A 21,936-nucleotide genomic window follows, 5' to 3' on the forward strand; every position below is an offset into this window, starting at 1 on the left:
CCTTCAATCGAGGTAGAAATCGACAGTGGTCACCACGCGCACTTTCTTGAACGGCGTGTCGGCCACGCCCCAGCCGCCGCCATCGCCGTCGCGCGCATAGATTTCGAAATAGCCCTGCGTCGCCTGCCGGATGCCGCCCACGCCCGCGCCGCTGTCCTGCGCGAATTGTTCCGCCGCGGCACGCGCATCGCGCGTCGCCTCGGCCACCATTTCGGGCTTGATGTCGTTGAGCTTGGTGAAGGTATAGGCCATGGCAGAGCCTTCTTCCAGTTGCACCCCGCGCCGCACCAGATCGCTTTGCTCGCGCACCGCGCGCTGCGCCCGGTCGATATCGGTGGTGCGCAGGGTCATGCGCTGGCGCACGGTGAAAGAGGTAATGCCGTTATTGGTAAAACTCGACACATTCGCGCCCGTGGGCTGCACGGCATCTTCAGGGAAGCCCAGCCCGGCAAAGAAAGCACGGATGCTGGCGGTGTCGCGATCCACGCTCGCCTGCGCACTGGCCATATCCCCGGCCGTGGCGGAATAGGATATCGTCCAGGTGGCCAGATCCGCCATCACATCCCGCTCGGCCAGCCCGCGCACGGTGACCGAGCGTTCGGCCAGCTTCATCCGCGTCAGGCCATCGCCCAGCAGATATCCGCCCGCCACCAACCCCAGCGACAGGATCGCCGCCGCGCTCAGCACCAGCGGGCCGGGCGGGCGTTTCCAGAAAGGAGTGGCGGACGGCAACTGTTCTTCGCTATTACCGGTCATGTCTGGTTCCTTCGCTGGCACACGCCAAGGGTTGCGCTTGAGGATGGCGGCGCGCTTCCCCATATCTTATGGTAGCGATGAACCGTGCTTGAATAGCGATGAATGGAGATTTCCGTGAGCATTTCCTACCTCCACACCATGATCCGCGTGACCGATCTGGACGAAACGCTGCGCTTTTTCAGCCTGCTGGGGCTGGAGGAAGTGCGCCGCAAGGAAAGTGAGAAGGGCCGCTTCACGCTGGTCTTCCTCGCCGCTCCGGGTCAGGAGGATGTGGCCGAGGTGGAACTGACCTATAACTGGCCGCCGGAAGATGGCAGCGCGCCCGAAACCTATACCGGCGGGCGCAATTTCGGCCACCTCGCCTATGCCGTGGACGATATCTACGGCGTCTGCCAGCGGCTGATGGATGCGGGCGTGACGATCAATCGCCCGCCGCGCGATGGGCACATGGCCTTCATCCGCACGCCCGACAACATCTCGATCGAATTGCTGCAAAAGGGCGGCGCGCGCGAACCGCGGGAGCCCTGGGCCAGCATGGAGAACACGGGCGTCTGGTAAGCCGCCGCAGGTATTGAGGGGCAAGTTAAGCTTGCCAAACTGCCCCTCTGCCGCCACCGCACCCCCTATGGCGCAGCGCAAATACCCTCAGGTCATCATTGTTGGCCGGCCCAATGTCGGCAAATCCACCCTGTTCAACCGGCTGGTGGGCAAGAAGATCGCGCTGGTCGACGATCAGCCGGGCGTTACCCGCGACCGGCGTTTTGGCCATGCGGGTCTGATGGGGCTGGAGTTCGAGGCGGTCGATACCGCCGGGTGGGAGGACGAGGATCCCGAAAGCCTGCCCGGCCGGATGCGCGCGCAGACTGAAGTTTCGGTGAAAGGCGCGGACGCGGCGCTGTTCGTGTTCGACGCGCGCGCCGGGATCACCCCGCTCGACGAGGAGATCGCCCGCTGGCTGCGCGGACAGGGGGTGCCGACCATTGTGCTTGCCAACAAGGCCGAAGGGCGCGCAGGCGATGCCGGCATTCTGGAAGCCTATTCGCTGGGCCTTGGCGAACCCATCGGGGTTTCGGCGGAACATGGCGAAGGCATGGCCGAGGTCTATGCCGCGCTGGTGCCGCTGATCGCGGAAAAGGGCGATCTGCTCGAACGCGAATACGAGGCGGAGGTCGCCAAGGCCGCCGATGCCGCGAAGGCCCGCGCGGCGCGTGCCGAAGCCCGCGCCGAACGCGCCGCCTTGCGCGCCGAAGCGATCGAGAACGGCGAGGAATGGGAAGACGAGGGGGACGACATGGCCGAGGGGGACGAGGCCGATGATTACGACCCCGCCGCACCGCTCAACCTCGCCATTGTTGGCCGCCCCAATGCGGGCAAGAGCACGCTGATCAACCGCCTGCTGGGCGAAGACCGGCTGCTGACCGGGCCGGAAGCAGGCATTACACGCGATTCGATCGCGGTCGATTGGCAATGGACCGATCCCAAGAGCGGCGAAGTGCGCGATATCCGGCTGGTTGATACGGCGGGCATGCGCAAGCGCGCCAAGGTGCAGGACAAGCTGGAACGGTTGTCGGTCAGCGATGCCAAGCGCGCGATCGATTACGCCGAAGTCGTGGTTCTGCTGCTCGACGCCACGCGCGGGTTGGAAGTGCAGGATCTGAAAATTGCCAATCTCGTGCTCGAAGAAGGCCGCGCGCTGATGGTGGCGATCAACAAATGGGACGTCGCCGAAGATGCCAGCGGCCTGTTCAACGGCGTGCGCGCCGCGCTGGATGAAGGGCTGGCGCAGCTCAAGGGCGTGCCGTTGCTGGCGGTTTCGGCCAAGACGGGCAAGGGGCTTGACCAGATGCTGGCCGCTGCATTTGACCTGCGGGAGGCGTGGAGCCGGCGCGTGCCCACTGCGGGCCTCAACCGCTGGTTTGACGAGGCGCTGGCCGCCAATCCGCCGCCCGCACCCGGCGGCCGCCGGATCAAGCTGCGCTATATCACCCAGACCAGCACGCGCCCGCCGCGCTTCGTGATTTTCGGCACGCGGCTGGATCAATTGCCGACCAGTTACGAACGCTATCTGGTGAACGGTATCAGGCGCGAACTGGGTTTTGGCGCGGTTCCTGTTCGTCTTACGCTGAAAAGCCCGAAAAACCCGTTCGACCGCAAGCGGTGACGCTTGCGTTTCATATCGATGAGGCAGACCTTCATTCTGGGGCAGCGACCTTGGGGAGACAGGTTATGCAGCATCATTACCGGATCGAATATTTCCGTGAAGGCATGACCAGCGGCGAAAGGCTGAGCCTGCCCGTGCCCAATCTGGCAACCGGCCTTGTCGTTGCAGATATCAACCGCCCGCATGGCGATGTCGAATTGTGGGACGGGGAAAAACAGATCGCCCGGCTCCACCGCGAAAGGGGCGGAACCGGGGGATACTGGCAAATCGGCTAGGTCGCCGGACGGGGATTATTCCTCTCCCGCCGCCTTGCTCTGCAACTGGACGTAATTTTCAAGGCCCATGCGCGCGATCATGTCGAACTGCTTTTCGAGGAAGTCGACATGTTCCTCCTCGCTTTCGAGGATATCCTCGAACAGCTCGCGGCTGGTATAATCGCGCACGGTTTCGCAATGTGCGATCGCGTCGCGCAGCAAGGGAATGGCTTCCATTTCCAGCGCCAGATCGGCCTTGAGGATTTCCTCCACCGTCTCGCCCACCTTCAGCTTGTGGATCGCCTGGAAATTGGGGAGCCCGCCAAGGAACAGCACCCGGTCGGCCAACGCATCGGCGTGCTTCATCTCGTCAATCGATTCGTGGCGTTCGTAGGCGGCCAGCTTGGCAATGCCCCAATTGTCGAGCACGCGGTAATGCAGCCAGTACTGGTTGATCGCGGTCAGTTCGTTGGTGAGGCACTGGTTGAGATAGTCGATAACCTTGTCATCGCCCTTCATGGCGCGGGTCTCCTGTTGATCCAATGCCCGCATCATAGGCGCGGGGGGGCATGGGGTGGCAAGCAAAACCCGCCGCCAGACAGATCAAAAATGGCGGAAAACCGGGCTTTTGCGAATGCGTTTCAGGATAGCTGCGCTAATGCGAATCAGGCCGCGATCGTGGCCGGGGCGGCGGCTTCGCGTTCCTCGGCAATCAGGTCGTTCGCATCGTCGAGGCACTGGCCGCAATTGGGACGCTTGCCCAGCGCGGCATAGACGCTTTCCGCACAACCGCCACTGCGCCGCGCCATGTCCCGCAGATCAGTCTCGCGTATGGCATTGCAGATGCAGATATACATGGAGCGAAAGACACCTTGCCGTCGATGCGTGAGAGTTAATGCGAGTCGCTTTCAATAGCAAGCATTATTGCGAGCGATTATCACTCGCGTTGTTCATCCCGGCAGGCGATTGGCAAAAATCCGGCCATAGGTTCCACAACGCCACAGCCATTCGAGCGGTCCTTGCCGGAACCGGGCGAGCCAGATGCGTGAGAAACCGAACATCAGCGCCCATCCCAGCAGCACCACCAGCAGCAATTCCGCGCGGTGCATCGTGCCGAACAGCCCCCCGGCCCAGCCCTGGAACACCAGCATCATCACCAGCGATATGCCGACATAGTTGGACAGCGCCATGCGCCCCGCCAGTGTGAGCCGTTCGGCCAGCCAGCCCTCGCGCGGGCGGGCCGCCCACTCCGCAAGCAGGATCGCGCCTCCCAGCAGCAGCGGGATATTGGCCAACGGTCCCAATCCGAAAAAGGCGAACTGCGTGACATAGGGCGAAAATCCCTGACCCATTACCCACAGACCTGCGGCCAGATTGCCGGCAAGCCCCGCCGCCACCAGCACGCCTGCCGCCTTGCGCGACACCAGCGCGTTCGAATCCGCTGCCGTATTGCCGGCGAAACTGCCGCTGCGAAACAGTGCCATGCCGATCAGGATCAGCGGAATCGTCTCGTAAAAGGCAAGTTGAACGTAAAAAACCAGCAGCCCCGCCTGTTCGGCAAGGCGGTAACGCAGCACATCGGCGTAACTGCCCTGCGCCATTACCACAGCCTGCGCTGCCGCCTCGTCCACTTGCTCTTGCCAGAAGGCGGCAAAATACTCCGCAACGCCGGTTGCCGCCGGCTGGTGGCCCGTTTCCGCCAAGGCTGGCGCCAGGAAAGCCATAGCCTGCAACCCCGCGCCCAGCAGCGCCCAGATCAGCCCGATGGCCAGCAACCGCTCGGCAGGCAAGCGCAGGAAGAACAGCGCGCCCAAGCCGCCGCAGGCATAGGTGAACAGGATATCACCGTGGAACAAAAGCCCGAAATGCACGAGTCCGATCAGGGCGAGCAACGCCAGTCGCCGCACTTGCAAACGCACCGCGCGTGCGTGCCCGGCCATGCGTTTTTCGGCACGCTCGACAAACAGCAACAGCCCAGCCCCGAACAGCAACGTGAACAGGCCGCGAAACTTGCCGTCCACCGCCACAAATTGCGCCAGCCAGATCCAACGGTCCGCCACATTCCCGCCGTCCGGCAGCGCGCCGGGCCAATAGTAGGCCAGATCGACATGGGCAAAGGCGGTAACATTGGCGAGGAGGATGCCCAGCACGCCAATGCCGCGCATCAGGTCGAGCGCGACCAGCCTCTCCTGCAGGGGAACGGGGGTAGCCGGTGGGGCAGATGGCTGTTCCAAGCGGGCCTTCCTTGTTGAAAGGCCGCGCTTAGGTCAGTTGCGGGTCACAAGGCAATCGGTCCCGCCGCGCTTCAGCGCGTTGCAGGCATTCTGCGCGGCAGCCTGGCTGGCATAGCCGCCCGCCAGAAGGCGCGTGACATTGCCCGATGCCACCATCATGCGTTCCGCCCCGGCCAGTTCGGGACGGCCCGAAAGCTGGCTCCACAACCGTTCAGCATTGGCCCGTACCGAGAACGCGCCCAGTTGTACGCGCCACGGCCCGCCAGTGGCGGCTTGCAATGCCGCAGCGGCAGGGGTGGTCCGCACAGGGGCGGGAGAGGCGGCAGGTGCCGCCGGGCGCGCGGCAGGTGCGGCCATTGCGAAGGCGGCACCCGCCTGCGCCGGGCTGTCGGTTCCGGTGACGCTGCGCGCTTCCTCGATGGCAGAGCGCGCCGCCGCGACCGACGGGGATACCGCGACACTGGCAATGGGAAGCGGCACGCGCGGGCTGGATGTGGCGGCAGGCGACGCGCTGGCCGAACTCTCACCCGCAGCGCGCAGCGCCAGATCGGCCGCCGCCAGCTCCGCCGAACGCGCCGCCAGTGCCTCGGCGCGCATGGCTTCGGCCAGTTCCGCCGCGCGGCGGCGGTCCGCCAGCGCAATGTGTTCATCCATCTGTGCAATTGCGGGCGCGGCCTGCGGCAAACCGGCCGAATTGGACAGCGTAAGCAGCGCATAGGCGCGCACCCAGTCCTGCGCGACGTAATCCCCGTTGAAATGCGCAATTCCCAGCAAATATTGCGACCGGGGATCGCCGCGCCGCGCGGCATCCTCCACATAGGGTAGCGCTTCTGCCCGCCGGCCTGCCTGGAACAGCATCAGGCCGTATGTGTCAGCCGCCTGCACATGGCCCGCTTGCGCTGCGCGGAAATACAGCGCCTCGGCGCGCGCTTCGTCCTGCGGCACACCGCGGCCCAGCCGGTAAGCCTGCGCCAGATTGAACATCGCATCGGCATCGCCGGTCGCCGCCGGCCCTTCCCATGCGGCAACGGCCGCCGCGTAATCGCCCCGTCCCCATGCATCCACCCCGCCGCGCACATCGGCCAGAGCCGGCGCTGCCAAGGCGGCCGTGCCCAGCAAGACTGCTGCCACCCATGTGCTGTGTGCCGCGCGTGCCATCAATCAACCCTCTTGCAGATTCGGGTGCCATTTCGGGCCTGCGTGCAGCCCGCCCGCAGGACCAATCGGCATCATCATAGTAAACCAGCAATTAGCAAAAGATTTATGCTGCCATGCCATTCGGACTTTCGGCATGCGGCAAGCCATCGCATCCGCCACCTGGCAGCGCGCATTGTTCATCTATTTCCGTGCCTTTAACCCAAAATAAACGGTGATCTGCGAACTCCCTGTCAGTGAAGCGCCGGTGCAACCCATTTGCCCGGCCGGATTTCTCAGGGGGACACCTCAGTGCGGGTATTGGCATTGGCATCTCAGAAGGGCGGATCGGGCAAGACGACGCTTGCCGGGCACCTCGCCGTGCAGGCGCAGCGCGCAGGGGCTGGCCCGGTGGTTCTGATCGACATCGATCCGCAAGGCTCGCTGGCCGATTGGTGGAACGAGCGCGAGGCGGAATTTCCCGCCTTTGCGCAGACCACGGTGGCGCGCCTGGCCAACGATCTGGCGGTTCTGCGCCAGCAGGGTTTCAAGCTGGCGGTGATCGATACGCCGCCGGCCATTACCATGGCAATCCAGTCGGTCATCTCGGTTGCCGAACTGATGGTGGTTCCCACCCGCCCCAGCCCGCACGATCTGCGCGCCGTTGGTGCCACCGTCGATCTGTGCGAGCGCGCGGGCAAGCCGCTGATCTTCGTCGTGAACGCCGCCACCCCCAAGGCACGCATCACTTCCGAAGCCGCTGTGGCGCTGAGCCAGCACGGCACCGTTGCGCCGATCACCATTCACCACCGCACCGATTTTGCCGCCAGCATGATTGACGGGCGCACGGTGATGGAAGTCGATCCCGAAGGCCGCAGCGCGCAGGAAGTCGTCGCCCTGTGGCATTATGTCGCCGACCGGCTGGAAAAGAACTTCCGCCGCACCGTGTTTGCCGCGCCGGGCAGCAAGATGGCGGCGGGCAATGGCGTGATGCGCCCGCAGCAAGGCGGCTTTGGCCGCCGCGTGGCACAGTAACGTGGCGAGGGCGGCGGTGGGCGAAGTCAAATCCTTTGCGTCACTTGGGCCGCTGCTGCTGGCCCGCAAGGGCACGGCCAAACCGGCGATGCGGGTTCAGCTGGATGCCGATTCGCGCGGCAATCTTGATGCGATGGACGAACTGGCCGCCAGCCAGGAAGCGCTGGGCTGGAACGACATGGGCGATGAAACACCTGCTGCAACCGGCACGGCTTCTCCGACAGAAGGCGAAAACGCAGCGCCCGCTGAACCGGCTGTGCGCCGCCAGCAGAACGATCTGGTGCACCGCATTGCCGATTCGAACCTTGCCGCAATGCAGGAACAGGAACGGCGGGAGGATGCCGCGCGCCGTGCCGCGTTCACGCTGCGTCTGGATGCCGAACGCCACCTGCGGCTGCGCCTTGCCAGCACGGTAAAGGGCGAAAGCGCGCAGGCCATCGTGACGCGTGCGCTCGACAGCCTTCTGGCCGAAATGCCGGAAATTGATGAACTTGCCGCCAAAGTGCGCGGTCCGGCCCGTTACGGCCGCGGCCGCCGCAATTCGCAGGATTGAGGGAAAGACGCGTATCATGCCCATGACAGACACCCGCCTTCGCCTGACCGGCCTCGCCTTTGGCAGCGCAATGGCATCCGTGCTGCTGGCTGGCTGCGCAACTACGGTCCCGCAATCGGCCGATGCCGCCGCCACCGCTGCGCAGACCGCCATGGCAGAGGGCCGCCACGACCGCGCGCTGCGCCTCGCCGAACAGGCGGTTGAGGCCGATCCGCACAATGCCGCCACCCGCGCGCTGCTGGGCAAGGCCTATCTTGATGCGGGGCGCTTTGCCTCGGCAGAAACGACCTTTACCGATGCGATGATGCTGGGCGATAACAGCCCGCGCACCGCGCTCAGCCTCGCTCTCGCGCTGACCGCACAGGCCAAATATACCGAAGCCGGCGCATTGCTGAACGCGTGGGAAGGCCGCCTGCCGGTGGCCGATCTGGGCCTTGCGCTGGCGCTGGCCGGACAGCCGGATCGCGGCATCCACCTGATGACCAACGCGATTCGCGGCGGTGACGACACGGTGAAGATGCGGCAGAACCTCGCCTATGCCTATGCCGTGGCGGGCCGCTGGCGCGAATCGCGCCTGATGGCCTCGCAAGATGTGCCCGCCGATCAGGTGGGTGCACGTATGGAGCAATGGGCGGCCATGGCTGCTCCGGAAGCGTATGAACAGCGCGTTGCCCGCCTGCTGGGTGTGCCCGCTGGCGTGCGCGATGCCGGCCAGCCGCTGCATCTGGCGCTGTCCAACACGCCCACGCCGCAGCAATTGGGGGCAGAGGCCACCGCGCTTGCCGCGGCGCAGGCACCCGCTGATCCGCTTCCCACACTTGCCGCTGTCCCCCAACCGCCCGCCCCTCTGGCGATGGCGGTTCCGGCGAACGGCCAGGAATTGCCCGCCGTGGGCAGCGCATCGCTGACAGAACTCGCGCCGGTTTCGGCCATGGCTCCGGTCTCGGTGCCGGAAGCGCCCCGCATGGCCGCCAACACCCGCTTCGCGCAGGCTTTTTCCGGCGAAACGCAAAGCCAGACCGCAATTCCCGCCCTCGACGCCAGCAGCTTTTCCGTTGCCGAGCGCGCAACGTCGACCGCCGCGCCGGCCGCCCGCCCCGCTGCGCCTGTCACCAACCGCTATGCCGCCGCCACGCAGCCGCGCGAGAGCGTTCAGGCTGGCGCTCCTGCAGCACCGGCCACCCGCCGGGCCGCCAGCGATGGCTCGCATCTGGTGCAATTGGGCAGCTTCTCATCCGAACAGGGCGCACGCCGTGCCTGGGGCATCTATGTCAGCCGCCACCCGCAGCTTGCCAATCACGAGATGGTAATTACCGAAGCGGTGGTGAACGGACGCCGCTATTTCCGCGTCTCGGCAGGCGGGTTTGACCGCAGCGCCAGCCGCGCCATGTGCGGCCAGATCAACGCCCGCAGCAGCGATGGCTGCATAAGCTGGGCTGCGGCAAGCCCGCTTCCCGGCGCGGTCGATCGCGGGATCCGGATGGCCAGCCGCTAAGGATCCGAAAACCTCAGCGCGTAATCCGCACGCCGCCCTTCCACAGGGCGATGACGCGGCCTTGCACCGGTTGGCGATCAAAGGGGGTATTGCCGGCGCTCGCTTCCATCTTGCGCGAATCCACCACCCACGGGCGTTCGGGATCGATCAGCGCCACATCGCCCTCCAGCCCCGCTTCCAGCGCGCCCGCAGGCACACCCAGCAGGCGGGCGGGGTTGCGCGCCACCAGGTCAAAGGCGCGCGGCAGGTCGATCACGCCGTCGCGCACCAGCGTCAGCACCATGGCCAGCAGCGTTTCGGCCCCCGCCATGCCCGGCGCGGCGTCGGCAAAAGGCAGGTTCTTGTCTTCCGGCCCACGCGGATCGTGCCCGCTGGCCACCACGCTGATCGTGCCATCGGCCAGCGCTTCGCGCACGGCCTGCCGATCATCCTCCGACCGCAAGGGCGGCGAGAGGCGGGCAAAGGTGCGGAAACCCGCCAGCGCCAGATCGGACAGCATGAAATGCGCCGGGGTAACCCCTGCGGTCACCGCGACGCCGCGCTTTTGTGCAGCGCGCACCAGATCGAGCGCGCCGCGCGTCGTCACCTGCCGCAGATGCAGCCGTGCGCCGGTCATCTCGGCCAGCGCAATGTCACGCGCCACCGCCAGCGCCTCGGCCTGCGCCGGAGCGGAGGGCAGGCCCAGCCGCGTCGCCATTTCGCCCGCCGTGGCAGAGGCGGAACGGCCCGCCAGCCCGCCATCCTCGGCATGGGATACAACCACCATGTCGAGCATCGCGGCATATTGCAGCAGGCGCAGCATAACGCCCGAATCGGCGATCCAGCTGCGTCCGGTGGCGATCGCCCGCGCACCCGCATCGCGCATCATCGCGATTTCGGCCAGATGCGTGCCCGCCAGTCCTACCGTCGCAGCAGCCAGCGGATGCACCCACAGATCGGGCTTGCCGCTTTGCGCCGCATAGCGCACGCGGCTGGGGTGATCGAGCGGGGGCGACTGGTCGGGCATCAGCGCGGCGCGCGTGATCCCGCCGAAATGAAAGGCCGGCTTGTCCACCGCAAACACGCCGCAATCGACCAGGCCCGGCGTGACAAGCAGACCGCGTGCCTCGACCACCTCGTCGCCTTCGGAAATGCCCCCGCCAACCACAGCGATCAGCCCGTCCACCAGCCGCAGATTGGCCTCTGCCAGGCCGATCGGTGTCACCAGCGTGCCGCCGGTGATCGAAATGGGGCGCTGCTGCTTCATACCCATTCCCCCTCGCCCCAGCCGGGAATGCCGCGCGCCTTTCGCGTCAGCACGTCGAGGCAGGCCATGCGGATAGCCACGCCCATTTCCACCTGATTGGTGATGATGGAGTAACGCGCGTCGTCGGCCACGTCGCTGTCGATCTCCACCCCGCGGTTCATCGGGCCGGGATGCATCACGATCACGTTATCACGCGCCAGCGCCAACCTTTGCCGGGTAAGGCCATACAGATGGCGGTATTCGCGGGGGCTGGGAATGAACTGGCCGTCCATCCGCTCATTCTGCAGGCGCAGCATCATCACCACATCCGCGCCCGCCAGCGCCGCATCGAAATTGTGGAACACCTCGACGCCCATTGCCGCAACCCCTGCGGGCATCAGCGCAGGCGGGGCGCACAGGCGCACCGTGGCGCCCAGTGCCTGCAGGCACAGGATATTGGACCGCGCCACGCGGCTGTGCAGGATATCGCCGCAAATGGTCACGGTGAGCCCGGTCAATTGCCCGTCGCTGCTCGCCTCCCCGCGTTCGGCCAGCGCGTGGCGCAGCGCGAGCGCATCGAGCAAGCCTTGCGTCGGATGTTCGTGCTGCCCATCGCCCGCATTGAGCACGGGGCAATCTACCTTGCCCGCAATCAGCCCCACCGCACCGCTGGAGCCGTGGCGGATCACCATCGCATCGGCGCGCATCGCGTTCAGCGTCTTGGCCGTGTCAATCAGCGTCTCGCCCTTCTTCACGCTGGATTGTGCGGCGTGCATGTTCACCACATCCGCGCCCAGCCGCTTGCCCGCGATTTCAAACGACAGCAGCGTGCGCGTGGAGTTTTCGAAGAAGGCGTTGATGATGGTCAGCCCCGCCAGCGCATCGCAGTGCTTGGTCGGCTGCCGGTTGAACCGCACCCAGTGTTCCGCCTCGTCCAGCAGGAACAGGATTTCGTGCGATTGCAATGCGCCAATGGCGATCAGATCGCGGTGCGGAAAGGCCCGTCCGCCCGCTGGATAGCGTGCCGATGGCGTGGGTGATTGTGGCGATGTCATTAAAGCCAAGCCCCTAATCGAGCCGCATCACCGCTTCAAGCGGTTTCGGCTGGATCATGCGCGGCTTCGGCCCTAGCGTGGATCGCAAATCAACTGGACGGGCAGGTTTATGAGTTTCGCAGGCAAGGTGTGGCGGTTGCTGGTGGGCATCAAGGATGCGCTGGCCCTGTTGTTCCTGCTGCTGTTTTTCGGCGTGTTGTTCGCCGCGCTCAGCGCGCGGCCCAGCCCGGCGCAGGTGCGTGAAGGCGCGCTGCTGCTGAAACTGGACGGGCAGATTGTGGAGGAGCCGGCGCTGATCGATCCGGTGCAGACCGTACTGTCGGGCTCGCTGCCGATGCAGGAATATGCCGCGCGCGACCTCACCCGCGCCATTGATGCCGCCATCGCGGACGACCGGATAAAGGCCATCGCGCTCGACCTGTCCACCTTCACCGGCGGGCCTGCGGTATCGGTGCGCGAAGTGGCCGAGGCGCTCGCCCGGTTCCGCGCCTCGGAAAAGCCGGTGATTGCGTATGGGGTGGCCATGGCGGATGACGCCGTGCTGCTTGCCGCGCAGGCGAGCGAGGTCTGGCTCGATCCGATGGGCGGCGTGGCCCTGCGCGGCCCCGGCGGCAGCATTCTGTTCTATGCCGATGCGCTGGAACGGTTCGGCATTACCGCGCATGTCTATCAGGTCGGCACCTACAAGGGCACGGGCGAGCCGTTCACCAATTCGGCGATGTCGCCCGCTTTGCGCGAAAACCTGGAAACCTATACCGCGCAAATGTGGGAGGAATATCTCTCGCACGTGCGCCGCGCGCGTCCGGATGCCAATCTGGAAATGGTGAGCACCGGCCTTGTCGCGGCGGTTGAGCAGGCGGGCGGAGATCTGGCCCGCGTGGCGCTGGAGGCAAAGCTGGTCGATCGGCTCGGCACGCGCGAGGAATGGGCCGAGCGGCTGGTCGAAGTGGCCGGCGCAGACCGGCTGGACAAGCGCCCCGGCGCCTTTGCCGCAACCGATCTTGGCACATGGATTGCGGCCAGCGCCCAGACCGATGGCGGCGGCCTGCCCAGTCTGACCGGCGGCGGCAAGAAGACCATCGGTATCGTCACTGTGGCTGGTGAAATCAGTGACGGCAATGCCGGGCCGGGCAGCGCAGGCGCCGCGCGGATTACCGCACTGCTCGAAGATGCGCTGGACGATGATCTCGCAGCTCTTGTGGTGCGCGTCGATTCGCCCGGCGGCACGGTGACAGGCTCGGAAAGCATCCGCCGCGCGCTGATGCGCTATCGGCAGCAGGATATTCCCGTGGTGATTTCGATGGGGAATATGGCGGCCAGCGGCGGATACTGGATTGCCACCGCGGGCCAGCGCATCTTTGCCGAACCCGAAACGCTGACCGGTTCGATCGGCGTGGTGCTGGTGGTGCCCAGTTTCGAGGATATTCTGGGCAAATACGGCGTGAACGCGGAAAGCGTGCGCACCACGCCGCTATCGGGCCAGCCCGATATTCTGGGGGGCTTCACGCCAGAGACGGACGCGCTTCTCCAATCGGAAACGCAGGCCATTTACGGCCGCTTCGTGGGCCTGGTGGCCGATGCGCGCGGCGTTTCGGCAGCGCGTGCCGACGAGCTGGCGCAAGGTCGAATCTGGACCGGCGGAGCGGCGCGGCAATTGGGCCTTGTTGACCAGTTCGGCGGGCTGGATGCTGCCATCGCCTGGGCGGCGGAGCAGGCAGGGCTGGCCGAGGGCGAGTGGGAGGAGCGGTTCCTTGCCACCCCGCCCGATCCGTTCAAGGCAATGCTGGCGGGCCTTCTCGCGGGGCAGAGCGCACAGGCCCGCCCGGCACTTGCCAGCGTGTCGACGCTGATCGCCGGGCAGGAACAGACCGCGCTGGCCCGCGTGGTGGCAGACATGAACCGGCTGATGGCGAGCACTGGCGCGCAGGCGCTGTGCCTGCCCTGCACGGGCGACACGCCGGCCGTTCGGGCAGAGCTGCGTCAAAGGCCAAGCTGGTGGCAGGCCTTCGCGGTGCGCATTTTCGGCAATTGAACGCCAATTGAGCGCTTGCCAGCCGACCAAAGCCATGGCAAAGGCCCGCCCCTGTCCGGACAGCAAATGTCCCGATGGGCGCGTAGCTCAGCGGTAGAGCACACCCTTCACACGGGTGGGGTCACAGGTTCAATCCCTGTCGCGCCCACCATCTTTCTCGACATTTTGGGGAGATGGAGCAGGCAACGCCTTGGCGTAATTTGTATGGTCAGGCTGTGGGCGCCTTGCCGCTATAGATGAGCCGCCCTTCCCCCAGAAAGCCGAACACGCGCGCCAGATCCTGCCCGGAAAAGGCGAGGCATCCCTGGCTGCGGCCAAGCTTCCCCGTGCGCGCCAGCACATCGGGTTCGGCATACCAGGCCGAATGAAGGACAATCGCCCTATCCAGCGCGTTGCAATTGGTGGGATCCAGACCTTCCAGCCTTTGCGAATGGCCGTGCCGACCGGTGTAATAATCGCGCGTCACGAAAGCGCCCTGGCTGGTCGCGTTGGAACCGGGCCGGTCGGAGAAGCTTTGCAGCAATCCCGTGTGCCCCGGATCGGAACCCGATCCATGCGTGACATGCAGCGCCTGAAACTTGCCCGCCTCCAGATCCACCAGATAGAGGCGCGGCTGTGCCGAAGGTGCGCCGAAGTCGGCAATGGCCAGCCTGTCGCGCGCCGCGCGCGGCCCGTGCCGTTCCAGCGCGGCCATGGCATTGGCCCACACGGCGCGGGCGCGATCCGGCCACCCCGGCGGCGCGGCAATGGGACCGCTGGCAGCGGGTGGTTCCGCGAGGGCGGATGCGCTGCTGGCAAGGGAACGAGGTGCGGCGGCCCTTCCGGGAAAGGCGCTGGCGCCGGCGATCGCGGCAAGGCCGCACAGGAAGTCGCGTCGGTGAAGGTTCATCTCCCTCACGATAAGGCAATGGCGCGCGCAGGGTCTTGGACAAGCTGGTGCGCAGGCGCATAGGATGTTGCGCAATAAACTCCCGTGCAAGAAGGATGGCACTGGTATGACCAGCAAGGCGATTACCGCAGATGCCTATCGCGAGGCGGTGTGCGAGATCATTGGCGACCTGCGCCGTGCACATGGGCTGGCCGACAGGCAGCTCGCCACCCGGATCGGCTGTTCGGCTTCCACCGTGCGGAATGCGCGCAACCGCCTGACCAGCCTTGATCCGGCCCTGCTGCTGCGAATCGAACAGGAATTCGGACCCGGCGCGATCGATCCGGTGCTGGCCTTGGGCAATGCCCGCGCGGTGCCGCTGCCGCAGGCCAACCATGCGGCCAATCCCCTGTTGGCGCTGGTCGCCGCGCTGCACCGTATCGTCGAAGCCCAGGCGCGGGAAAGCGAAGGCGGGCGGCAGATCACGCGGGGCGAATTGCGGCAAATCCTCCCCTCCTTGCGCGAAGGACGCAGCGCGCTGGACAGCCTGATCGCGCGGGCGGGGGATTGCTGATCAGGCCTTGCGGTGCCGTTCCTTGTGGGCGGCATAGGATTGCAGGATCCGCGCCATCTGGGCGATGGCCTCTTTCCTCTCCCGGTCGCTTTTCAGCCGCATCAGATCCTGCTTGAGCGAGGAGGCGAAGGCCGCATAATCGTTCTGCCAGTCGCGCCCCAGCGCATCGCCCAGATCGGTTCGCCCGGTGGCGCTGCGCAAGGCCGACTCCCCCGGCGGGAGGAGATATTCCTCGCCGATTTCAGGTAGCCGGACATTGAGCTGCGGGAACCGGCGCTGCAATGCGCGACGCATGGCCTCTTGCGCCTCCTGCTCGCCATGGTCGAGAAACAGCGAGCCGGCGATCGGGCTGCGCTCCGCAATCCAGGCGAGCAATTCGGACTGGTCGGCATGGGCGGAATATCCGTGCAGGCTGCGGATCTGGGCGCGCACGCGCACATCCTGCCCGCTTATCCGCACCCGCTGTGCCCCGTCCGTGATCACCCGGCCCAGCGATCCCTGCGCCTGATAGCCGACGAAGAGCACGGTCGAATCGCGCCGGTGCAGATTGTGCAGCAGATGGTGGCGGATGCGCCCGCCCTCGCACATGCCCGATGCCGCGATGATGATGGCCCCCGACATGGAATTGAGCGCGACCGACCCCGCAATGTCGGTGACATAGTGAAATGCAGGATGGGCGAAAACATCGCTCTTGCCGGTATCCTCCAGCTCGTGCGCATAACGGGCAAAGACTTCGGTGGTGCGGATGGCGAGCGGCGAATCGATGAATACCGGCACCGCTGGAATCGCCCGCTCCGACAACAGATGGCCCAGATCAAGCAGCAATTCCTGCGTGCGTTCCAGCGCAAAGGCGGGGATCACCAGATTGCCCCCGCGCACCAGCGCCGCCTCCACCTCGGCCTGAAGCAGGCGTCGGCGTTCCTCAATCGACACCGGATCGCGCACCGTGTCGCCATAGGTGCACTCGCAGATTACATGGTCGAAGCCGGATCGCCCGTGCGGATCGCGCTGGAAGGCCTTGTTATCTGGCCCCAGATCGCCCGAACACAACACGCTTACCCCGCCTGCTTCCAGTTCCACAGATGCTGACCCCAGAATATGCCCCGCATTCCACAACCGGGCGCGAAAGCCCGGTGCGGGCAGAAACTCCTCCTCCAGATCGACCGTGCGGCACAGGGCAAAGGCCGCGGCGGCATCCGCGGCAGTGAACAGCGGATCGAAGGGGTCTTCGCCTGCACGGTCGCGGCGGCGGTTATGCCGCTCGGTCTCGTATTCCTGCAGGCGTGCGGCATCGGCCAGCATATGTTCCAGCAGGTCACGCGTGGGCCCGGTGCACCAGATCGGCCCGGTAAAGCCTGCCGCCGCCAGCTTGGGCAGAAGGCCGCTGTGATCGATATGCGCATGCGTCACGATCACCGCATCAAGGCGCGCGGGATCGAAGGCAAAGGGTTCCAGGTTCAGCCGCTCCAGCGTGCGCGATCCCTGGAACATGCCGCAGTCGACCAGCAGGTCCCGCCCACGATGGCGGAATTGCAGGCACGATCCGGTCACGGTGCGTGCGGCGCCATGGAACCTCAGCGTCAACGCGTTGCTACCCAAAGGCTCCCTCCCCTCTCACCCAGTCGAGCCGGGTAACAGGCCCGGCCTCACCGCAGCAGTGCGGCTTCTCCCCATACCACGGCCAGCGCGCGGGCGGGTGCGCCTTCGCTGCGGGCGACAATCTCCACGATGTGCGTGCCGGCCACATTCGCCTCCAGCAGTTCGGGCGCCTCGCCAAATCGGGTCCAGTCACTCTGCGCCAGCAGCCGCCCATCGCCATACACTTCAAAGCGCACGGGCGTGGACGTGTCCACGCTGGTATCGTCCACCCCCACTTCGGCCCGGAAACGGGTGAAGCCGTTATTGCGCACTTCCAGCCGCGAATTGGCGAGCGCGCCGATTCCGGTGGCAAAATCGCGATTGGCGATGCGCAGCGCCTGCCCGTGCGGTGTGCTGTCGGCCCGCGCGCCGCCCCACCCGGTGTAGCGGTGCCGGTCGCCCACTCCACGCGTCTGCTGCCAGGGCAGAATCCCGCGATGCACCAGCGGATCGTGTTCGGGAACCACCACCCCATCTTCGGCCACATTGATAGCACCGGGCATTTCGGAAAGATACAGCCCGCCATCCAGAAGGCGCGCTCCGCTGGCGGCAAGGACGCGCGTTTCGCGCGGGGCCAAGGTCAGCGTCAGTTCGCCGGTAAAGCTGGTCGTTTCCCCGCTCCACAGATCGCGCAAGGCGACAGGCTGATCGCCGCGCAGTTTCAGGTGATCGGCGGTGAGCACCACGTCGAGCGGGGCCGATGTGCGGTTGAACAAGGCTGTCGCCTTGCTGCCATCGGCCAGCGTCTTGACGAAAATCTGGATATCATCGGTGTCAAACGCCAGCACCGCCTGATTGCCGGCGGCATCCTGATTGAGCGCTATGATCTCCTCATTACCCAGAATGGCGAGCAGTTCGCCCGTCATCTGCCGCATGTCGAACCCGATGATCAGCGGCGCGTTGAGCATCGCCCACAGGCTGAAATGGCTGCGCGCCTCCACCAGATGGTTCGCGTCGAAATCGCCCGTGCCGACAAACAGCATGTCGGGATCGTTCCAGTTCCCCGGCTGGGCATAGAGTTCCCGGCGCGAGGCGGAATCGAGATTGTGCAGCATCCGGCCCCAATGCCGCGAGATATCCTCGCTGGTGCGCGACAGGTTGCCGAACTTGTGCGCCCAGGCGCGCACATCCGAACTGCCCCAGATGCACAGCGAAAACACAAAATCGCCGTCGGGATTGTGCCGGATCAGCGCATCGCGCACTTCGCCGAACAGAGCCTGCACGGCGGGCACATCGGTATTGCCGATCGAATCGACATCGATCAGCGGTGCAAATTCACGGTAAATCCCGGCCGCCACATTGGGATTGCCCGCGCCCATGCCGCGGATGCCGCAGCCATCCACCTTGATGTAATCAAAGCCCCATTCGCCAAAATAGAGGGCAATGTCCCGGTCGATATGGCCATACAGGCCCACTTCGCGTTCGGCCACGCTGCCTTGCGGATTGTTGGCCGCGCCATGGCCGAATGTCTGCCCGCAGGAATTGCGACCAATATCGCTGTAAATGCCCACCTTCAGGCCCATTGCGTGCAGCAGGTCGGTAAAGGGGCGGAAACTGGTGGTGCCATCGCCCTGCGCAGCAGACGGGAAATTCGCCGCGTTGATGACCATGCGGCCCGTATCCACATCGCGTTTCAGCCACCAGCCATCGTCGATATTGATGTATCGGTATCCGCGCGCGGCAAGGCCGCTGTCCACGATATAGGTCGCGGCGGCGAGCACCTTTTCCTCGTCAATATCGTGGTAGAACGCGTTCCAGCTGTTCCACCCCATTGGCGGCAAGGGCGCATGGCCGCCGGAAAAGGCGCTCCATTGGCCCGTGGGGGCAAGCGGATCGGCGGCAGGATTACCGGTTTCCATCACCTGCCCCGCCATTTGCGCCAGCGCGGGCGTAGCCCCGGCCAGCGCAGTTGCCGCCAGCAAGGCCGCTGCCCAGTTCCACCCCGCCTGCCGCATCACGCCTCTCCTGTTTGTTCTTGTCTTAGTGGTTGTTGCGCGGCACGCCCTTTGTCTGCGCAATACGCTGGAAGCTTTCGCTGCCTTCGAGAATGGCACCGGTGTCCATCTGCCCCACCAGATCGCGCAGGATCTTCTGCCACGGCGTTTGCGACGGCGGATACGCATAGCCGCCCGCTGCGGTGAGCTCCGTCCGGCGGCGGTCCATCTCCGCCTCATCCACCAGCACATCGACGCGGCGCTGGCGCAGATCGACACGCACCTTGTCGCCTGTCTTGAGCAGAGCGAGCGCGCCGCCCGCCGCCGCTTCGGGGCTGACATTGAGGATCGAAGGGCTGCCGCTGGTGCCCGATTGCCGCCCGTCGCCAATGCAGGGCAGCGCATCGATCCCCTGCGCCAGCAGATAGGCAGGCGGGCGCATATTCACCACTTCGGCCGAACCGGGATAGCCCACCGGCCCTGCGCCGCGCATGAACAGGATGGAGTTCTGATCGAGGCCCAGTTCGGGGTTGTCGATGCGGCGATGGTAATCCTCCGGCCCGTCAAACACCACGGCAGTGCCTTCAAACGCTTCGGGATCGTCGGGGTTGGACAGATACCGCGCGCGGAATTCGGGGCCGATCACGCTGGTCTTCATGATCGCCGCGCCAAACAGATTGCCGCTGAGCACCAGAAAGCCGGCCTTTTCCGCCATCGGATTGGTGATGGGACGGATCACCTTCTCGTCCTCGATCACTGCGTCGCGGCAATTTTCCCCAATGGTGCGGCCGTTCACGGTCATCGCATCGGCATGGATCAGCCCGGCAGACAGCAGTTGGCCCACCACCGCAGGCACGCCGCCCGCGCGGTAATAATCCTCGCCCAGATACTCGCCCACCGGTTGCAGATTGACCAGCAGCGGCACGTCGTGGCCGACATCCTCCCAATCCTGCAAGGGCACATCAACGCCCATGTGGCGCGCAATCGCGCACAGATGGATCGGCGCATTGGTGGAGCCGCCAATGGCGGAATTGACGACGATGGCGTTGTGGAACGCCTCGCGCGTCAGGATGTCGGAAGGCTTCAGATCCTCGTGCACCATCTCCACGATGCGGCGGCCCGTGCGCCAGGCACATTCCTGCCGGTCGCGATAGGGCGCGGGGATCGCGGCGGAACCGGGCAGCATCATGCCCAGCGCCTCGGCCAGCGAATTCATCGTGGTGGCCGTGCCCATGGTGTTGCAATAGCCGGTGGACGGCGCGGAGGAGGCGACGAGGCGGATGAACTGCGCATCGTCAATCTCCCCCTTGGCCAGCATTTCGCGCGCTTTCCACACGATCGTGCCCGAACCCGTGCGCTGCCCCTTGTGCCAACCATTCAGCATGGGGCCGACCGAGAGGCAGATGGCGGGGATATTGACCGTTGCCGCCGCCATCAGCAGCGCGGGCGTGGTCTTGTCGCAGCCGGTGGTCAGCACCACGCCGTCGAGCGGATAGCCATAGATCGCCTCCACCAGACCCAGATAGGCAAGGTTGCGGTCCAGCCCGGCGGTGGGGCGCTTGCCCGTTTCCTGAATTGGGTGGACGGGAAATTCGATGGCGATGCCGCCCGCCTCGCGAATGCCTTCGCGCACCCGTTCGGCCAGCACCATATGGTGCCGGTTGCAGGGGGAAAGGTCACTGCCCGTTTGCGCGATCCCGATGATCGGCTTCCCGCCCTGCAATTCCTCAAGGCTGAGGCCGAAATTGAGATACCGCTCCAGATAAAGCGCGGTCATGTCGATATTGTCGGGATTGGCGAACCATTCGCGCGACCGCAGCTTCTTTGGCATTGTGCTTTCGCTCATCTTCTCGGTTATTCGCAGGCGCAGGACACGCGGTAGATCATGTGGTGGCGGTAGGGCTGGCCCGGATCGACACGGGCGGAGATAAAGCCCGGCTTGTTGGGCGCATCGGGGAATTTCTGCGGTTCGAGCGCAATCCCGTCGCCCTGGCGGTAGGCAAGCCCGTCACGCCCGACCAGCGTGCCATCAAGAAAATTGCCCGAATAGAACTGCACGCCGGGTTCGGTGGTGAACACTTCGAGCACGCGGCCCGATGCCGGATCCTCCAGCCGGGCGGCAAGGCCGGGCGTCGTCGTCAGCCCCTTGTCGAGCACGAAATTATGGTCGTATCCGCGGCCCAAGAGGATCTGCTCGTCCGTGGTCTGCCGCGCGCCATCGGCTATGCGGCGGGGCGTGCGGAAATCGAACACGCTGCCTTCCACGCTGCGCAATTCGCCCGTGGGGATCAGCGCGCTGTCCACCGGGGTATAGGCGGCGGCGGGAATGGTCAGCACATTTTCCAGCGCGCTGGTGGGCGAACCTGCGCCCGCCATGTTGAACAGCGCGTGGTTCGTCATGTTCACCACGGTGGGGGCATCGGTTACCGCGTCGAAGATAATGCCCAGCGCCCCGTCATCGTCGAGCGAGTAGGTGACGCGCACATCCAGATTGCCGGGATAGCCTGCATCGCCGTCCGGGCTTTGCATCGCCATCACCACGCGCGCCACCGGCCCACTTTCAACCGAGACGATGCGCCAGTTCACCTTGTCAAACCCGGCGCCGCCGCCATGCAGCGAATTCGCCCCGTCATTGGCGGGCAGGACATATTCGCGCCCGTCCAGCGTGAAACGCGCGCCGCCAATGCGGTTGGCAAAGCGGCCCACGGTGACGCCAAGGTAATTGGGAAACCGTTCGTAATCGGCCACATCGTCATGCCCCAGCACGATATCTGCCATCTCGCCGCCGCGGCCCGGCACGACCAGCGATTGCAGCGTCGCGCCATAGGTGATGACGCGCGCCGACACGCCGTTTGCATTGGTCAGCGTAACAGCTTCCACCACGCTGCCATCGGCCAGCCGGCCTGCCGCCTCGCGCACGGCTTCGCCCGCCAGCGCGGCGCCGGGCAGAACCATCGCGGTGCCCGCCAGCATCAGGGTTACAAGCTT

20 protein-coding genes and 1 tRNA gene are annotated in these 21,936 nt (G+C 65.5%); 9 read left to right on the plus strand and 12 right to left on the minus strand.

All coding sequences use genetic code 11. From position 1 onward, the window contains the following. Positions 1 to 3: 3 nt before the first annotated feature. Complete coding sequence (locus WFP39_RS02740; RefSeq protein WP_336917609.1) at positions 4 to 756, minus strand: SIMPL domain-containing protein; 753 nt, start codon at positions 754 to 756, stop codon at positions 4 to 6. Positions 757 to 858: 102 nt separating this feature from the next. Between WFP39_RS02740 and WFP39_RS02745 the strand changes: the two genes are divergently transcribed. From WFP39_RS02745 to WFP39_RS02755, 3 genes are all read left to right on the plus strand, one after another. Beyond that, positions 859 to 1,314, plus strand: a complete 456-nt coding sequence (locus WFP39_RS02745; protein ID WP_336917610.1) for a VOC family protein — start codon at positions 859 to 861, stop codon at positions 1,312 to 1,314. A 67-nt stretch (positions 1,315 to 1,381) separates the two neighbouring features. Further along, positions 1,382 to 2,917 (plus strand): ribosome biogenesis GTPase Der, encoded by a 1,536-nt coding sequence (der, locus tag WFP39_RS02750; RefSeq protein WP_336917611.1) that lies wholly within the window; start codon positions 1,382 to 1,384, stop codon positions 2,915 to 2,917. A gap of 65 nt (positions 2,918 to 2,982) precedes the next feature. Next, positions 2,983 to 3,192, plus strand: coding sequence for a hypothetical protein (locus WFP39_RS02755; protein ID WP_336917612.1), 210 nt, complete (start codon positions 2,983 to 2,985; stop codon positions 3,190 to 3,192). Between the two features lie 15 nt (positions 3,193 to 3,207). On the opposite strand, the gene bfr is transcribed toward WFP39_RS02755, so the two are convergent. The 4 genes from bfr to WFP39_RS02775 all read right to left on the minus strand — a co-directional run bounded on the left by bfr (position 3,208) and on the right by WFP39_RS02775 (position 6,563). Next, entirely contained in the window at positions 3,208 to 3,690 is a 483-nt protein-coding gene (gene bfr / locus WFP39_RS02760) for a bacterioferritin (RefSeq protein ID WP_336917814.1), read from the minus strand. A gap of 146 nt (positions 3,691 to 3,836) precedes the next feature. After that, positions 3,837 to 4,028: a (2Fe-2S)-binding protein gene (locus tag WFP39_RS02765; RefSeq protein WP_336917613.1), complete on the minus strand. Its 192-nt coding sequence runs from the start codon at positions 4,026 to 4,028 to the stop codon at positions 3,837 to 3,839. Between the two features lie 93 nt (positions 4,029 to 4,121). Beyond that, positions 4,122 to 5,405, minus strand: a complete 1,284-nt coding sequence (locus WFP39_RS02770) for a DUF418 domain-containing protein (RefSeq protein ID WP_336917614.1) — start codon at positions 5,403 to 5,405, stop codon at positions 4,122 to 4,124. A 33-nt stretch (positions 5,406 to 5,438) separates the two neighbouring features. Continuing rightward, the gene (locus WFP39_RS02775; protein WP_336917615.1) at positions 5,439 to 6,563 is read right to left on the minus strand and encodes an SPOR domain-containing protein; all 1,125 of its coding nucleotides are present in this window, start codon (positions 6,561 to 6,563) and stop codon (positions 5,439 to 5,441) included. A 288-nt stretch (positions 6,564 to 6,851) separates the two neighbouring features. On the opposite strand from WFP39_RS02775, the gene WFP39_RS02780 reads away from it, so the two are divergent. Genes WFP39_RS02780 through WFP39_RS02790 form a run of 3 tightly spaced genes read left to right on the plus strand, consistent with a single transcriptional unit; the run spans position 6,852 to position 9,622 of the window. Next, the gene (locus WFP39_RS02780; RefSeq protein WP_336917616.1) at positions 6,852 to 7,574 is read left to right on the plus strand and encodes a ParA family protein; all 723 of its coding nucleotides are present in this window, start codon (positions 6,852 to 6,854) and stop codon (positions 7,572 to 7,574) included. A 1-nt stretch (position 7,575) separates the two neighbouring features. After that, positions 7,576 to 8,127: a hypothetical protein gene (locus tag WFP39_RS02785; protein ID WP_336917617.1), complete on the plus strand. Its 552-nt coding sequence runs from the start codon at positions 7,576 to 7,578 to the stop codon at positions 8,125 to 8,127. A 16-nt stretch (positions 8,128 to 8,143) separates the two neighbouring features. After that, the gene (locus WFP39_RS02790) at positions 8,144 to 9,622 is read left to right on the plus strand and encodes an SPOR domain-containing protein (protein WP_336917618.1); all 1,479 of its coding nucleotides are present in this window, start codon (positions 8,144 to 8,146) and stop codon (positions 9,620 to 9,622) included. 13 nt (positions 9,623 to 9,635) lie between these two features. Here the strand turns inward: WFP39_RS02790 and WFP39_RS02795 are convergent, their stop codons facing one another. Both WFP39_RS02795 and WFP39_RS02800 read right to left on the minus strand, forming a co-directional pair. Beyond that, positions 9,636 to 10,868: a dihydroorotase gene (locus WFP39_RS02795; RefSeq protein WP_336917619.1), complete on the minus strand. Its 1,233-nt coding sequence runs from the start codon at positions 10,866 to 10,868 to the stop codon at positions 9,636 to 9,638. Continuing rightward, complete coding sequence (locus tag WFP39_RS02800) at positions 10,865 to 11,902, minus strand: aspartate carbamoyltransferase catalytic subunit (protein ID WP_336917620.1); 1,038 nt, start codon at positions 11,900 to 11,902, stop codon at positions 10,865 to 10,867. Before WFP39_RS02800 ends, WFP39_RS02795 begins: the two co-directional genes overlap by 4 nt. 109 nt (positions 11,903 to 12,011) lie before the next feature. Between WFP39_RS02800 and sppA the strand changes: the two genes are divergently transcribed. Together sppA and WFP39_RS02810 are read left to right on the plus strand one after the other, a co-directional pair. Next, positions 12,012 to 13,934, plus strand: coding sequence for a signal peptide peptidase SppA (gene sppA, locus WFP39_RS02805; protein WP_336917621.1), 1,923 nt, complete (start codon positions 12,012 to 12,014; stop codon positions 13,932 to 13,934). 76 nt (positions 13,935 to 14,010) lie between these two features. Beyond that, positions 14,011 to 14,085 (plus strand) — tRNA-Val (locus tag WFP39_RS02810). A 57-nt stretch (positions 14,086 to 14,142) separates the two neighbouring features. Here WFP39_RS02810 and WFP39_RS02815 read toward each other — a convergent pair. Continuing rightward, positions 14,143 to 14,823 carry a murein L,D-transpeptidase catalytic domain family protein gene (locus WFP39_RS02815; protein ID WP_336917622.1) on the minus strand — a complete coding sequence of 227 codons (681 nt, stop codon included), beginning with the start codon at positions 14,821 to 14,823 and terminating at the stop codon, positions 14,143 to 14,145. Positions 14,824 to 14,929: 106 nt separating this feature from the next. On the opposite strand from WFP39_RS02815, the gene WFP39_RS02820 reads away from it, so the two are divergent. After that, entirely contained in the window at positions 14,930 to 15,376 is a 447-nt protein-coding gene (locus WFP39_RS02820) for an XRE family transcriptional regulator (RefSeq protein ID WP_336917623.1), read from the plus strand. On the opposite strand, the gene WFP39_RS02825 is transcribed toward WFP39_RS02820, so the two are convergent. The 4 genes from WFP39_RS02825 to WFP39_RS02840 form a co-directional block, all read right to left on the minus strand. Then, complete coding sequence (locus WFP39_RS02825; protein WP_336917815.1) at positions 15,377 to 16,867, minus strand: MBL fold metallo-hydrolase; 1,491 nt, start codon at positions 16,865 to 16,867, stop codon at positions 15,377 to 15,379. It abuts the gene before it with no gap. 155 nt (positions 16,868 to 17,022) lie between these two features. Then, positions 17,023 to 18,969: an NPCBM/NEW2 domain-containing protein gene (locus WFP39_RS02830; RefSeq protein WP_377923236.1), complete on the minus strand. Its 1,947-nt coding sequence runs from the start codon at positions 18,967 to 18,969 to the stop codon at positions 17,023 to 17,025. A gap of 25 nt (positions 18,970 to 18,994) precedes the next feature. Beyond that, on the minus strand, positions 18,995 to 20,794 hold the full coding sequence (locus WFP39_RS02835; protein WP_336917624.1) for an IlvD/Edd family dehydratase: 1,800 nt from the start codon (positions 20,792 to 20,794) through the stop codon (positions 18,995 to 18,997). An 8-nt stretch (positions 20,795 to 20,802) separates the two neighbouring features. Further along, positions 20,803 to 21,921 carry an aldose epimerase family protein gene (locus WFP39_RS02840; protein WP_336917625.1) on the minus strand — a complete coding sequence of 373 codons (1,119 nt, stop codon included), beginning with the start codon at positions 21,919 to 21,921 and terminating at the stop codon, positions 20,803 to 20,805. Positions 21,922 to 21,936: the final 15 nt, after the last annotated feature.

Source organism: Alteraurantiacibacter lauratis (assembly GCF_037154155.1).
Taxonomy (GTDB): domain Bacteria; phylum Pseudomonadota; class Alphaproteobacteria; order Sphingomonadales; family Sphingomonadaceae; genus Alteraurantiacibacter; species Alteraurantiacibacter lauratis.

What these genes read in the sequence shown, in the direction of transcription:
- WFP39_RS02740 (WP_336917609.1), bottom strand. Translation starts at nt 756, where the DNA reads ATGACCGGTAATAGCGAAGAACAGTTGCCGTCCGCCACTCCTTTCTGG.
- WFP39_RS02745 (WP_336917610.1), top strand. Translation starts at nt 859, where the DNA reads ATGGAGATTTCCGTGAGCATTTCCTACCTCCACACCATGATCCGCGTG.
- der (WP_336917611.1), top strand. Translation starts at nt 1,382, where the DNA reads ATGGCGCAGCGCAAATACCCTCAGGTCATCATTGTTGGCCGGCCCAAT.
- WFP39_RS02755 (WP_336917612.1), top strand. Translation starts at nt 2,983, where the DNA reads ATGCAGCATCATTACCGGATCGAATATTTCCGTGAAGGCATGACCAGC.
- bfr (WP_336917814.1), bottom strand. Translation starts at nt 3,690, where the DNA reads ATGAAGGGCGATGACAAGGTTATCGACTATCTCAACCAGTGCCTCACC.
- WFP39_RS02765 (WP_336917613.1), bottom strand. Translation starts at nt 4,028, where the DNA reads ATGTATATCTGCATCTGCAATGCCATACGCGAGACTGATCTGCGGGAC.
- WFP39_RS02775 (WP_336917615.1), bottom strand. Translation starts at nt 6,563, where the DNA reads ATGGCACGCGCGGCACACAGCACATGGGTGGCAGCAGTCTTGCTGGGC.
- WFP39_RS02790 (WP_336917618.1), top strand. Translation starts at nt 8,144, where the DNA reads ATGCCCATGACAGACACCCGCCTTCGCCTGACCGGCCTCGCCTTTGGC.
- WFP39_RS02795 (WP_336917619.1), bottom strand. Translation starts at nt 10,868, where the DNA reads ATGAAGCAGCAGCGCCCCATTTCGATCACCGGCGGCACGCTGGTGACA.
- WFP39_RS02800 (WP_336917620.1), bottom strand. Translation starts at nt 11,902, where the DNA reads ATGACATCGCCACAATCACCCACGCCATCGGCACGCTATCCAGCGGGC.
- sppA (WP_336917621.1), top strand. Translation starts at nt 12,012, where the DNA reads ATGAGTTTCGCAGGCAAGGTGTGGCGGTTGCTGGTGGGCATCAAGGAT.
- WFP39_RS02815 (WP_336917622.1), bottom strand. Translation starts at nt 14,823, where the DNA reads ATGAACCTTCACCGACGCGACTTCCTGTGCGGCCTTGCCGCGATCGCC.
- WFP39_RS02820 (WP_336917623.1), top strand. Translation starts at nt 14,930, where the DNA reads ATGACCAGCAAGGCGATTACCGCAGATGCCTATCGCGAGGCGGTGTGC.
- WFP39_RS02825 (WP_336917815.1), bottom strand. Translation starts at nt 16,867, where the DNA reads ATGTTCCAGGGATCGCGCACGCTGGAGCGGCTGAACCTGGAACCCTTT.
- WFP39_RS02830 (WP_377923236.1), bottom strand. Translation starts at nt 18,969, where the DNA reads ATGCGGCAGGCGGGGTGGAACTGGGCAGCGGCCTTGCTGGCGGCAACT.
- WFP39_RS02835 (WP_336917624.1), bottom strand. Translation starts at nt 20,794, where the DNA reads ATGAGCGAAAGCACAATGCCAAAGAAGCTGCGGTCGCGCGAATGGTTC.
- WFP39_RS02840 (WP_336917625.1), bottom strand. Translation starts at nt 21,921, where the DNA reads ATGCTGGCGGGCACCGCGATGGTTCTGCCCGGCGCCGCGCTGGCGGGC.